The sequence below is a fragment of the Chryseobacterium sp. YIM B08800 genome (assembly GCF_026163565.1).
Lineage (GTDB): Bacteria > Bacteroidota > Bacteroidia > Flavobacteriales > Weeksellaceae > Chryseobacterium.
The window spans coordinates 1-12,700 of sequence record NZ_JAPDKN010000045.1 but is presented as its reverse complement, the minus strand read 5'-3'; the positions used below and the strand labels follow the sequence as shown (position 1 = coordinate 12,700).

12 protein-coding genes are annotated in these 12,700 nt (G+C 32.8%); 8 read left to right on the top strand and 4 right to left on the bottom strand.

Features of this window, described 5'->3' with window-relative positions; genetic code table 11:
• Window positions 1–153 precede the first annotated feature (153 nt).
• The 4 genes from OEW74_RS16090 to OEW74_RS16075 all read right to left on the bottom strand — a co-directional run bounded on the left by OEW74_RS16090 (window position 154) and on the right by OEW74_RS16075 (window position 4,653).
• Entirely contained in the window at window positions 154–585 is a 432-nt protein-coding gene (locus OEW74_RS16090; RefSeq protein ID WP_265429443.1) for a phage tail protein, read from the bottom strand.
• 33 nt (window positions 586–618) lie between these two features.
• On the bottom strand, window positions 619–2,193 hold the full coding sequence (locus OEW74_RS16085) for a phage tail sheath family protein (RefSeq protein ID WP_265429442.1): 1,575 nt from the start codon (window positions 2,191–2,193) through the stop codon (window positions 619–621).
• A gap of 78 nt (window positions 2,194–2,271) precedes the next feature.
• Window positions 2,272–4,023, bottom strand: coding sequence for a phage tail sheath family protein (locus OEW74_RS16080; protein WP_265429441.1), 1,752 nt, complete (start codon window positions 4,021–4,023; stop codon window positions 2,272–2,274).
• Between the two features lie 45 nt (window positions 4,024–4,068).
• Complete coding sequence (locus OEW74_RS16075; RefSeq protein WP_265429440.1) at window positions 4,069–4,653, bottom strand: DUF4255 domain-containing protein; 585 nt, start codon at window positions 4,651–4,653, stop codon at window positions 4,069–4,071.
• Window positions 4,654–5,323: 670 nt separating this feature from the next.
• On the opposite strand from OEW74_RS16075, the gene OEW74_RS16070 reads away from it, so the two are divergent.
• The 8 genes from OEW74_RS16070 to OEW74_RS16035 form a co-directional block, all read left to right on the top strand.
• Window positions 5,324–5,638: a hypothetical protein gene (locus tag OEW74_RS16070; RefSeq protein ID WP_265429439.1), complete on the top strand. Its 315-nt coding sequence runs from the start codon at window positions 5,324–5,326 to the stop codon at window positions 5,636–5,638.
• A 53-nt stretch (window positions 5,639–5,691) separates the two neighbouring features.
• Window positions 5,692–7,182 (top strand): contractile injection system tape measure protein, encoded by a 1,491-nt coding sequence (locus tag OEW74_RS16065; RefSeq protein ID WP_265429438.1) that lies wholly within the window; start codon window positions 5,692–5,694, stop codon window positions 7,180–7,182.
• 357 nt (window positions 7,183–7,539) lie between these two features.
• Complete coding sequence (locus tag OEW74_RS16060; protein WP_265429437.1) at window positions 7,540–8,676, top strand: serine hydrolase domain-containing protein; 1,137 nt, start codon at window positions 7,540–7,542, stop codon at window positions 8,674–8,676.
• A 637-nt stretch (window positions 8,677–9,313) separates the two neighbouring features.
• Window positions 9,314–9,718, top strand: coding sequence for a DUF4236 domain-containing protein (locus tag OEW74_RS16055; RefSeq protein WP_265429436.1), 405 nt, complete (start codon window positions 9,314–9,316; stop codon window positions 9,716–9,718).
• Between the two features lie 16 nt (window positions 9,719–9,734).
• Window positions 9,735–10,415: a hypothetical protein gene (locus tag OEW74_RS16050; protein WP_265429435.1), complete on the top strand. Its 681-nt coding sequence runs from the start codon at window positions 9,735–9,737 to the stop codon at window positions 10,413–10,415.
• A gap of 134 nt (window positions 10,416–10,549) precedes the next feature.
• Window positions 10,550–10,927 carry an STAS/SEC14 domain-containing protein gene (locus OEW74_RS16045; protein ID WP_265429434.1) on the top strand — a complete coding sequence of 126 codons (378 nt, stop codon included), beginning with the start codon at window positions 10,550–10,552 and terminating at the stop codon, window positions 10,925–10,927.
• A gap of 499 nt (window positions 10,928–11,426) precedes the next feature.
• Window positions 11,427–11,969: a peptidoglycan-binding protein LysM gene (locus OEW74_RS16040; protein WP_265429433.1), complete on the top strand. Its 543-nt coding sequence runs from the start codon at window positions 11,427–11,429 to the stop codon at window positions 11,967–11,969.
• Window positions 11,970–12,169: 200 nt separating this feature from the next.
• The coding region (locus tag OEW74_RS16035; RefSeq protein ID WP_265429432.1) for a peptidoglycan-binding protein LysM at window positions 12,170–12,700 on the top strand (531 nt) is incomplete at its 3' end.

The following is a 12,700-nucleotide window of genomic DNA, read 5'->3' as shown; positions in this document are numbered from 1 at the left end:
TTGTTGGCTCATTTTTTGGACCTTGTGCTGTATACCCGATAAAAGCAGGAATAGCAGTTTCTACTTGTGCTACAGATGGTGGAAATTTTGCAATTTCCTCTACATAGACTCCAGGTGTTTTGTAATTCATTTTTTAAAATTTTAAAGTTAATATTAGTTATTTTCGATCGTTAATCCTTCGTGTGCAATTTCCAGAGTTTCGATTGCTACCTCATTTCCTTCAGCTTTCAGATCTGTTGCATTTACTTTTTGAGGGAATGCATTTTTCACTTTCCAGGTTACTGCAGGTTCTCCGTTTTCGTCTAAAAGAGAGATCGTAATTGATCTTCTTTCTACCGTATTTAATTGGATGGTCTGGAACCATTCAAAATATTCGTTATCGCTTTTGAAAGTTCCTCTCTTTAAAGTAATGTTGCTGAAAGTTTTCAATCCCGGCATTTTAATCTTGCTAAAATCAGGACTTGCACCATGTCTGTATTCAATTAAAGCTGCTTCGGCATTTAATCCGCTCACTTCCTGAAAACCTACTTTTGTTCCACCCCAATCAACTTCAAAGGCAAACTTTACTAATGGATATGTACTCATAATTGTTGTTATTTAATTGTTATTTAGTTTATTTTATGATTCTTGTAGCTTGTGTGAGAAACGCAACACAATAAATTCAGCAGGACGTACTGCAGCCATACCAATCTCTACAATCATTCTTCCTTCCAAGATATCCTGAGCAGACATTGTTTTATTTAAACCAACACTTACGTAATAAGCATCTTCTGGTTTGCTTCCAGCCAATGCGCCGTCTTGCCATTGTTGATTAAGGAAATTTTCGATCATTGTTTGTACACGAATCCATGTATTGGCAGTATTCGGTTCGAAAACGAAACGCTCTGTAGCTTTTTTCACAGATTCTTCCACCATGTTGAAAAAACGACGGACTGAGATATATCTCCACTCATTGCTGTTTCCGTCTAAAGTTCTTGCGCCCCAAACCAGAGTTCCTTTTCCAACAAAAGCTCTGATTGCGTTGATTGATTTTCCTGTTTCAGGATGTACGTTAAGAGCATCTTGTTCTCTATCAGAAATTTTTACTACAGGTGCTTCTACTAAGTTTAATCCTAAATTTGCTGGTGATTTCCATACTCCGGAAGTAGAGTCTACTTTAGCATAAACTCCTGCCATTGAAGATGAAGGAGCCAATACAACTCTCTTAGATTCAATTGCTTTTTTTGCCTGGTTATACAATTCTGAGTTTGAAGTTTTCAATTCTGCTAAATTTGTTACACCAGAAACACCGGTAACGGAAATATTAGCATCTTTAAAATCATAAGTCAAAACTGTTTTTAATTTCGGATGATAGGCAGCACCATATTTTAGACCTGTTGAAATTACTTTATTTCTAAAAGTAGCCTCATCTCCAAGAACATCCATAATAACAAATCTGTCCTTTAATAATTCTGCCTGATCTAAAGCTTTATTATATAACTGATAAACATTTGTAATAGCTCCGTCAACATTTGCAGCAGTAATCTTTGTTAAGTTATTGGTAGTTAGCGTAACAATTGAATTAGCAATCATTTTATCAGAATTTGCATCTGCTAAAGCTTGTGTAGCTTGTGCTAATTCTTGAGGTGTACCATTTTCTTCTGCTTCATCAAATGCTTCCTGAGCAGCTAAAAATGCTGCATCTGCAAGTGTAAAAGCATCTTGAGCAAGATCTTTAGCTGTTTGTGCTGCTGTTACATCAGCGGAAGTAGCTACTAAATTTTGAAGGTCTGGGAAAACAATCAATGTAGGCTCGTCTTCTTTTTTCAGCAACTCAAAACCGTATACTAAAGTTCCTACGGTTGTAGAATCTCCTACAGTTACGGGACCGCTATAATCTCCTACAGAAACGATATAACAAGCACCACCACCGTTTGCAAAATACATTTGCAGGGCATAGTACATTTTAAAATCGCTTACTTTTGGTTGTGTTGCAGTTGCAACGCCATCTTTGAAAGCTACAGCAAAAGTTTCAGGGTTTGCTTTTCCAAAAAGTGTTTCGTACTCCAACATTGAAGAGATTCTTGTTGGTTTGTTTTTTGGTCCATCAGCAGTGTACCCAATAAAAGCGGGAATAGCTGTTTCAACTTGCGCTACGGAAGGCGGAAATTTTGCCAATTCCTCCACATAGACTCCAGGGGTTTTGTAATTCATTTTTTAAAAAATTTTAAATTAATATTAATTATTCATCGAAGTAAAAACTTCGAATTTTCATTCGTGGTCGATTGTATTTTAGGATTGTTGTAGTTTGTGGGAGAAATTCAAGATGATAAATTCTGCAGGGCGTACTAATGCTATTTTGATTTCTACATTCATCGGATTGATGATATTTTCAGTAACAGGATCTTTGCTTCCGTACACTTTTACTTCGTAAGCTTCTTTCGGAGTGCTTCCAACCAATGCACCATCCATCCATTGTTGATTAAGAAAATTTTCTAACATGGTTTTTGCTCGTAACCATGTGTGTGGAGTGTGAGGCTCGTCAATAAATCTTTCAAGTGATTCGCCTATTGATTGTTTAATCATATCATAATAACGACGTACATGCACATACTTCCATTCATTGTCTTTTCCGTCGCCTTTTTTATCTTTTGCATCAAGGGTTCTGGCTCCCCAGATTAAGTTGCCTTTTCCTGTAAAAAATCTAATCGCATTGATTGATTTCCCGGAATCATGAATGTTTAAATCTGATTGTTCCTTCTCGGAGACTTTTTCTGTTGGCTCTGTGACGTAACTAAGACTTACGTTTGCCGGAGCTTTCCACACGCCTCTTACACTGTCTACTCTACCGTACACTCCTGCAATTGCTGAAGACGGGGGCAAAATTACTTGTAAAGATTTTATAGCTTCTTTTATTTGGTTATATAATAAAGAATCAGATGACTGTAAGCTTTTTAATGTTAAACCATTAGCATTCCCTACCTTATCTTTTGAAAGACGAATTGCATCGATTAAATCATCAAATTCTCCCCTAAAAATAGGTGTATCTACCTCCAAATCCTCAGGTATTCTAAAATCATCTATTATTCCATTATATATTGCATCTACCACAGCTTTAGCCTCATTAAGCGGTTCTCTTAAAGCATCTTTAGAATCAGCAGTTTCATAAATTTCTTCTGCAATCGCTACAGCTTGCTCTAATAAATCTGCCAATACAAAACCATTTACAGGTATGGTTAAAATTTCAGCGGTTGCTAAATCTCTTAATACTTCTAAAGCAGCAATTTCACCTGCATAAAAATCATCGCTTTCTTGATTTGTTTCTTGTAAACCGGTATGCGTTATTGTTTTATCTTCATCAAAACTATAATTCAAAATGGTTTTAAGGTGAGGAAAATAAGCTGCGGCGTAGTTAGTTTGATCTACTTTAGCTCTAAAGTTCCTGATTGTATTACGGTTATCTGATATAATTGAAGAATTTCCTTCGTAGGTATCTAAAATGGCAAACCTGTTTTTGTTTTCTAATCCTAACTTTTCATTAATTGTATAATTGTAAAGCTCGTAAAAATCATCTTCGTCTAATGAAACTGCGTCTGGGAAGACAATAAGAATTGGATCTTTAATAGCTTTTAAGGTTTCCATTTTATCCAATCCGTTTTTCAGAGAAGATAATTGCACTCCCGTTGAAGCCGAAGCATAAGTTCCTACAGAAACAATGTAACACGGACCACCACCATTGGCAAAATACATCTGAAGTGAATAGTACATTAGAAATTGTACTTCAGGCATCACCACTGTTACTCCTTTATCTTTGGTATCTTTTAGTTGGATGCTTTCAAGCTTTGCTTTTCCAAACTTATCTTCATATTCCAAAAGAGAACTGATTTTAAGATTTTCATTATTAACATCATTAATATCATAACCTTCGGGGATTTGATCAGTATACCCAATAAATGTAGGCATAGCGGTATCTATTAATGCAATTGAATAAGGAAGTTTTGTAATTTCTTCAACTGAAACACCTGGTGTTGTTGGATTTGGCATGATTTAAAAATTTGAATAAAAGGTTATTAGTTTTTGTTTTTATGGTTAATTAACTTTAATACTTTCTATATTAATGTCATTAATTAATTCAATAGAGGTAACATCTTTAGCAACAATTTTGATTACGCTGATTTTGTATAAAACAGAAGGCATTACCTTTCCGCCCAATAATCCCCAGATGTAACTCAGCTGTTCAAAAGGAACAGTGTGCAACTCGATCCTAAATTTAAAATCATTCTCTCTCTCGTCATCCGGATCAAGATATTCCAATACATTGTTGGTCTGAAACACCTCAATAACTTTTGAAATATTTGCTAAAGCATTCACATAGGTTGCTCTGTGAGCAGCAATCATTACATAGAGATTTAAGTAAGCAGGCGGACTTTCCATTTTCATATCAAACTGAGTCGGGTTTTCGCTTATCTGCACTTTATTGTATCTTGATCTGTTTTTCAGTGTAGATTCTTCCTCAACGTTTAGCAGGGTAATTACTACTTTATTTTCAAGACCTGAGGTGTCGTCATCATGTTTTGCGATGTCATCAACAACAGCAATATCACCTAAAACATCCTGTAAACCTTCTGAGCCGTTCAGCTGATTTTTTAAAATGGTCAATACTTCGTTTATCATAATTTCTGTTCTTAATTATTATGCTGCAAACATACAATCATCGCCAACCAAAAGACAAATATTTTGGGGTCTCTAACCTGTCTTTGCAGTAAATACTATTTTCACTCATTTATGAGAATAGCAAAAAATAAAATACATAAAATATTAATAATCAGATAATTAAAATAATAATTTAGATGTAAAATTTAAATAGAAATTATTTTAATCTAATCGAAGTGAAATTAAAGCTTGTTATTTAAGTCTGATTTTGATATTAAAAATCATTTTATTTCAACAGGAAATTGGCGAGTAATTGAATATGATTTTTTTGTGATTTTAAACCTGATTTTGAAATCAATATTTATTAAAATTGAAAAACTTTGTGGATGTTTCCCAATATTTAAATGGGCGAATAAACTCTTAGCCCCGATTGAATGAAAATCCTTTTTTGAAAAAAAAGATTGTAATGAAAAGCGGGATAAAGCTCCCAAAAAAATGCACAAAGTTCAGCACTTTTCTGATTATAAAATTTCCTTTTTACCGCAAAAAATTTCCAATAATTGTAAACCTGCATGATCCAGGAAATAATTTTCACTTTTACTGCAAAGACTGAATAGAGCTGCCTCACAATTCGTAAATATGTCTTTTGTTCGCTTAATTTTGACCCCAATAATTTTAAAACTTTAATCACATGAATATCAAAAAACTTTTTAGCAAGCGAAACGAAATCATTGACGGTCATTTCAATGAATTACGCTCAAAAATTGGCATGGCTAATCAAAGCGAAGAATATGTTTTCTCTGTAAGAGAAGAAATCTGTAACCAATGTCCTTTAAAAAATGGCAACAACTGTAATGCCATGAAATGGCTTAATCCGAATACACTGGAAGTTCTGGATCATCCAAAAGAAGGCTTTGTAAGAGGTTGCGGGTGCAGATTGAGCGCCAAACAAAGATCAACATTAAGTCTTTGTCCGGCTGGTTTTTGGGGTGGAGAATTCGACTAAAAACAAAACAATTTAACAATTCCTGATTTTTTTATCATTAAAATCCATTTAGCGTGAAGCAAGATCATATCATCCAAAAAGTTTTTGTTGAAATTACCATCAACAACAAAGAAAAAGCGTTTAGTATAAAAGAAGATATCAGTAGTTTTTTGTCTATTGACGTTTTCCCGGAAATAGAGAAATACATCAATGCTTTAGAGTACAAATTAGATGATTATACTCTGCAAATTCCGCGTTTAGAACTGAATCTGGATGTAAAAAACAGCTCGTTAAATGCTGAATTAAAAGATAAAATTGCCCAACTCTTTAAAGAAGAGCTGTCTGAAATTACGAAGCCCATTGATAAATCAGATCAAGAAACAGAAAGTGACTCAGAATCATATCTAATTGACAATCAAGAAAAAGCAATTCAAACTTTTATCTATTTTTTAGAAAAAGGAAATATGCCTTGGTGGAATTCAGGTACAAATGGAGTTGCTTTTTTGGAGCCATCGGTATTTAACACTTTGATTGTGAACAACAATTTTCAAAAAAAGATGATTTCTGTTTTACCAAAGCCAAATGTTCAGGAACGAATCATCAATCAACTTTCAGATGAACAAATTGCGCAATTATGTTTATCTGTTTTAAAAAATAAGGACTTAAAAATCAATTTAAATGTTGATATCATACAGTATATTTCAAAATTGAATCATACTGAAAGACAAATATTTTGGCATTTGATTTTGAATGTATTGTCGCAGTATTTAAGTTCACCACATGTTAACCTTCGGGAATATCTTCTGCAACAAATAGTAAAAATAACATTAGTTTCAACCGTTTTTTCAAAGACAAAAAACAAGCATGAGAATCTGAAAACAGCAGTTAAGATATTCCCTTTTATTAAAGAAGATGAAATTTTTGAAAGTGTTAAAAGCATCAAAAATAATCCAAAAAAAGAGTCTGAAAAGTTTGAAAATGCAAAAACTCTGAAGGAAACAATTCATCAAAAGCATGAAAAATTCCACGAAAACTTAAGTCAAAACGATGATAATGAATTGACCCAAGATGATGGACAATATGTTCAAAATGCAGGACTTATTTTAATACATCCATTCATCAAAACTTTTTTTGAACATTGTGATCTTATCGATCTAAAAACCCAACAACTTATAAATCCTGAGTTGTGTGCGCATTTATTACATTACATCGCCACCGGAAAAACCAACGCCCCTGAATACGACATGGTTTTTGAAAAATTTTTATGCAATATTCCGATGCATCAAACTATTAACCGACATATTAAACTTTCTCGTAAGCATAAAACACAAGCCAAAAATGTCATAGAAAGCGTTCAGCACAACTGGAGTTCAATGAAAAAGTCTTCTGTAGCATTATTACAAAACGAGTTTTTCCAGCGTCCGGGTAAATTAGTGGTCACCGATCATGATTATACCCTTACTGTAGAACAAAAAACACAAGATATTTTACTTAAAAATCTCGGTTGGGGACTCGGTCTCGTTAAACTGCCTTGGAAAAAGAAATTTATGTTTGTGAATTGGTGATTATACTTACTTTTGTTAGTTATTTTTTAGGAATTACAAAAATTTTCAGACTATCTATTACTAAACAAAAAGACACTATATTAATGAAAAGAGTTAGTCTCACAACTCATTGATGTGGGTTCAGAATCGACTGTATGAAAATCATTCTCCGACAGGAGGTCGAGAAAAATCATAAAAAAAGTCCGTTTTCACTAGTTGTGAGACGGACTCTTACTTTTTAATAATAATTGCTTTTGAAATAATAAAAATCTCCTATTCATAATTACTTCTTAATCATAATTTACAATTTGCTTTTTGTATCTCTAAATTCTGAGGAATACTTTTTGAATAGATAAATCGAGAAGAATTTCTTAATCTATGAAAAAAGCATTATTACGATTAACAGTAGGAATTTCAGCATCAATTGCACTTATTTACCTTTCAGGTTATGGATATGTTTTTAAAGCAATCGGGATCAATTTGAAAAAAGGATCTCTTACTCCGTCCATTGATGATGAAGAAAAGTTCCCTTCTCGGTTAATAGCAAACTCAAAACCAAATATTTGGACAAAAAGTATTGACTATAATAAACATCAGTTATCAAAACGGCTTACTGATGAACTTAAGAAGACTCGTGCATCATCACTCCTTGTAATTAAAGATAATCAACTGATTTATGAAAAGTATTGGAAAGATCATCAACCTTCATCACTGATGAATTCTTTTTCGATGGCTAAAGGATTTTTGGCCATTTTAACTGGTTGTGCAATTGATGATGGCTATCTCGAATCAGAAGATCAATTAATTTCTACAGTATTTCCTGAATATAAAAAAAGTTCTTACGGAAAGTATCTTACATTTCGACATCTTTTGACTATGCAGGCAGGATTTGATTGGGATGAAGAGTACCGTCATCCTTTTGCAGAAAACTCTAAACAATATTTTGTAGAAGATCTTGCAAAACAAACTTTCAGTATTGAGATAAAAAATATGCCCGGTCAAAAATACGAGTATCAAAGCGTCTCTGCGCAACTTTTAGGGATGGCTTTAACCAAAATAACGGGGAAACACTTGTCAGATTATATGTCAGAAAAGATATGGAAACCCTTAGGAATGGAATTTCCTGCTAAATGGAGCACAGACGAGAAAGGAATGGAAAAGGCATTCTGTTGTGTACATGCTACGGCAAGAGATTTTGCAAAAATAGGACAATTGATTATGCAAAACGGAATGTGGGAAGGAAAACAATTGCTCAACGCTGAGTATTGCAAGAGAATGCTCAAACCTACCAAAGAAAATGACGCTTTCTGCTACACAATTTGGGCGGGAGAAACCGATAATAAAGAAAAACAATGTTGGTTTTTTTATGGTTTTTTAGGTCAATTCATTATTATGATCCCTGAAAAAAAGATTGTGATCGTTAAAACAGGATTATATAACAAACTGGAAGTTGATCAAAAGAAAAGACCTTTACAAGTGCAAATTTTAATCGATGAACTAACATTATTATGTTAAAAATTTTAGAAAAATAGATGATATAAAATTATTTGTCAGCAACGAATTAGTAATTAATCAGTTTGCAACTGAATCATAGGACTTTTTTGACGTGAAAATTTAAATGAATCCTTTAAAACCCTGAAAAAGAGAAAGTCTCAAAGCTCTCTTTTATCTATAATTTATAACAGCATTTCTTTATTTCAGTTACTGTATGCTGCTCTGTTTTGATAAATATTCAAACCCTCTACTTTATTTTTCGCTATGTGAAAAATCAGTTCCACAGAAAAAGATGATATTTCATAAAGAGCATACCTGAATGAACTCATAACTTGTTCATTCATTAAACGTCCTTCTGATAAGACAATTTCGGATTGGTTTTGTAAGGGTAAGTTTTTAAAGTCGTAAAGAGAAATATTCATGGCAGTTAATTTTATTAGTATATAAACTGTTTATACAATTTCTTTACCAATAATTAAATAAAAACAGCAAAACATAAAATATTTAGTTATCATCATTACTTTTTAATGATTACCAAAGTGACATAGATCAATTCAAAATGAGAAAGGAAGCAAATAATAGTCGAATTATGGTTTCCCGTAAAAAAAATTATTGATGGTAATTTAGATTTGTACATACAATATCTAAAAAAAATATCATGGCTTGGTCATACCGAAAACGAATTAAAATTATCCCAGGAGTTCATTTAAATATCAGTAAAAGGGGAATCTCAACCAGCATAGGAATTAAAGGAGCAAGTCTTAATTTCAGTTCATCCGGAACAAGATTAAATACTAATGTATTAGGTTTTACTAATTCTTACAGGATTTCAGGTTCATCCTCACAAAGAACTTCCCCTCTATCTAATCCTGATCCACAGCCATTATACACAGAACTTTCCGATAATATTTTTAGTGCTGATTTACACGAGATTACTTCTCAGAATATGGCCGGAATCAAAGAATCCATTTTACTTGCCCAACTGCAGAAAGATTTAAAGAAAATAAAAAAAGATTTAAGATTTAGTAAAACGAAAAAAATTGCGAGTTATATTTTCATATAAAACAATCGTTCAAAAATTGAATGAAGATATAAGTTTTCAAAAAGAAGCACTAAAAGAAACCCAACTTGTCATTGACAACTCAGCAGTTAATATCGATATACAGTTTGATGATCCTACTAAACGAAAATATGACCGTTTATATAATGTCTTTAAAAATTTAAGTACTTCTCATCGTATTTGGGATATTACGGGAGCACATTTTCAGGACCGTGTAGCTGCTCGTTCTAGTGCGAGTACATTGGTTAACAGAAGAGATGCTAAGATTGGTTTAAGGTTACTTCCCATCATTAATTCAAATTATGAAGCATTATATTTTCAGAATAGAAACGGAGCTGACTTATACCTCTATCCTACTTTTATCTTGCTGTACACTAATGATAAAAATTTTGCTTTGATAGGGATTGACGAGCTTAACGTAACATTTTCATCAGTAAACTTTACAGAAACCAGTACTGTTCCTCAGGATTCTAAAGTCATCAGAAAAACATGGGCAAAAGTAAATAAAAACGGAACACCTGATAAAAGGTTTAAGAATAATTACCAAATACCGGTTGTGCAATATGGAAGACTTCGCTTCTCATCCTCTACCGGTATAAATGAAGAATACCAGATCAGTAACTTTGAATTTGCTGAACAGTTTGGAAATGCATTTCAGGAATACAAAACTTTATGCCGGGTAATTGACAGGATGAATTAAAACTATTTTCAATTTTATTATCATAAATTGATCGAAATAATACACATAATTACAAATTGTCACTTACTTAGAAAAAATATTGATTTTTGGTTTGATAATTGCTAAATATTTTTCACACCAAAAAACTCAATTATATGATTACCTTACTCAACGACGCACCCGAAAATGTAGCGGCCTTTAATGCCAGTGGCGAAATCAATCAAAAGGATTTTAAAAATATCGTCATTCCTCATGTAAAGAACAAACTTGCTAAGTTTAATGAACTGAATTATCTACTGTATTTAAATGAAAATGTGGCACAAACTGATATAGCTTGGCTTACAGCTTTACTTTCCAACCTTGAAAGCACAAAACAATGTAATCGCGCAGCCATCGTAAGTGATGATGCAGGAATACAGAAAATCAGCAGCCTAAAGACTGCAGAAAATTTTAAGATATTTCCAAAAGACAATGTTTATAATGCTATGTACTGGTGTAATAACGGAAATGAGCCAGAATATTCGGAAAAATAAGATTTTGTGTTCAGATATATTACAATAATTTAGAATTAGCTTCTTACTTAAAGTATATTGATAAATTATAAATCTTTATTAAACCAAAGCAAACGTTTTGCTTTGGTTTTACTTTATTAAAAATGTTTGCGTAAACGTTTGTAGGCATTACAATCGACACTTGAAGATTTCACTTTCAAATTTTGCTTTTTACTTTCAAATTTATTATTAAACTGAAAGATAAACTGAGCATCAATATTTATTTTGATATTTTAAATTTCTCCAACAAATCCCTACGTCCATTTGTGTTACCAACGATTTTTTTCCATACTGTAATGCTTGTGTAAACCTCCTGCTGAAAATATCTGTAATCAACATACTGATAATTAGTTAATCAATAACAATATAAGCTTTGGTCATGTCAGATATTCTTATTAGATTTGATTGTCATAATATTTGTTAATATCATTAATTTTGAATAACAATATTTTATTACAGCACCATTAAATTTATCCAAATCATGAAAAAACAAATTTTTATCGCTGCGCTGTCTCTGGGAGCAATCGTTTTAGGAAACAACCAGGTTTTTGCACAAAATTCTGATCAGGTTAGTAAATCAGTAAATATTATTTTATCAGACGTTATTGCAATGGATATAGGTAGTGCTGCTTCAGAAGGCACTGTAGATTTTAATTACGGAAGCACAAAAGATTATAATTCATCAAAAAATGTGACCGTTCCCAACAGTTTAGTCATCATTTCATCCAAAAATTTTGATGTAAAAGTAAAATCTGAAGGTTCACACTTTGTAAGTGGCGCAAACGTAATTCCTGTAGATATATTACAGGTAAAAGCAATACCCGGCGGAAATTTAACGGGAACCATGAATGAGGTCACCTTATCTACAACTGATCAGGTATTGGTAAGTAATGCGGGTTTAGGTGCTAAACAATCTTTAAATATTGACTATTCTATTTCTGCGGAAAAAGCCTCGAAGGTACTTTTGGGAAAACCACAGGGAACTTACACGCAAAAAATAACTTACATTGCCACTGCATTGTAAGTAAAAAACTATTTTTTTTAAAGCCCTCAACATTTTCAAAATGTTGAGGGCTTTTTATGTAAACCAAATAACTAATCCGTGTAGTTATTTTACTACATCAACTTCCATTTTCAACTACAAAGAAAATTTTTTCGCCGCTATAAATTTGCAGTATACAAAAGAGAACAATTAAATAAAATTAAAATCAAATATTTACTGCCATGAAAAAATTAATAGCAATCGCAGCCTTAACTATCGGAGCAACTTTATTAGGAACTAACAATGTATATGCTCAAAATACAACCGCTACAACAACAGTAAACATTACCCTGAACGATGTGATCTCAATCGATGCCGGAAGTACAGCAATCGGTAATACCGTTGACTTTAACTATGCTACTGCAGCAGACTATAATTCTGATCAAACCATTACTAAAGCCAACTCTTTGAAAGTTACTTCAACAAAAAACTTTAACGTTAAGGTAAAAGCGGGAGGTGCTAATTTCATGAATGGAACCAACTTAATTCCTGTAAATGTATTGACAATCAAAGCTGCTTCAGCTTCAGGAACAATGGGCGGAACAAAAAATGCTGTCGTTTTATCTGCAACTGATCAAAATTTAGTTACAAATGCTCCGCTTGGAAGCGCATTAACATTGAATTTAGATTACACGATTCCTGCAGCTAAATCTTCTTCTTCAGATATCTTAGGTAAACCAGCAGGAACTTATACGCAAACAGTTACGTATACT

What these genes read in the sequence shown, in the direction of transcription:
- OEW74_RS16090 (WP_265429443.1), bottom strand. Translation starts at nt 585, where the DNA reads ATGAGTACATATCCATTAGTAAAGTTTGCCTTTGAAGTTGATTGGGGT.
- OEW74_RS16085 (WP_265429442.1), bottom strand. Translation starts at nt 2,193, where the DNA reads ATGAATTACAAAACCCCTGGAGTCTATGTGGAGGAATTGGCAAAATTT.
- OEW74_RS16080 (WP_265429441.1), bottom strand. Translation starts at nt 4,023, where the DNA reads ATGCCAAATCCAACAACACCAGGTGTTTCAGTTGAAGAAATTACAAAA.
- OEW74_RS16075 (WP_265429440.1), bottom strand. Translation starts at nt 4,653, where the DNA reads ATGATAAACGAAGTATTGACCATTTTAAAAAATCAGCTGAACGGCTCA.
- OEW74_RS16070 (WP_265429439.1), top strand. Translation starts at nt 5,324, where the DNA reads ATGAATATCAAAAAACTTTTTAGCAAGCGAAACGAAATCATTGACGGT.
- OEW74_RS16060 (WP_265429437.1), top strand. Translation starts at nt 7,540, where the DNA reads ATGAAAAAAGCATTATTACGATTAACAGTAGGAATTTCAGCATCAATT.
- OEW74_RS16055 (WP_265429436.1), top strand. Translation starts at nt 9,314, where the DNA reads ATGGCTTGGTCATACCGAAAACGAATTAAAATTATCCCAGGAGTTCAT.
- OEW74_RS16045 (WP_265429434.1), top strand. Translation starts at nt 10,550, where the DNA reads ATGATTACCTTACTCAACGACGCACCCGAAAATGTAGCGGCCTTTAAT.
- OEW74_RS16040 (WP_265429433.1), top strand. Translation starts at nt 11,427, where the DNA reads ATGAAAAAACAAATTTTTATCGCTGCGCTGTCTCTGGGAGCAATCGTT.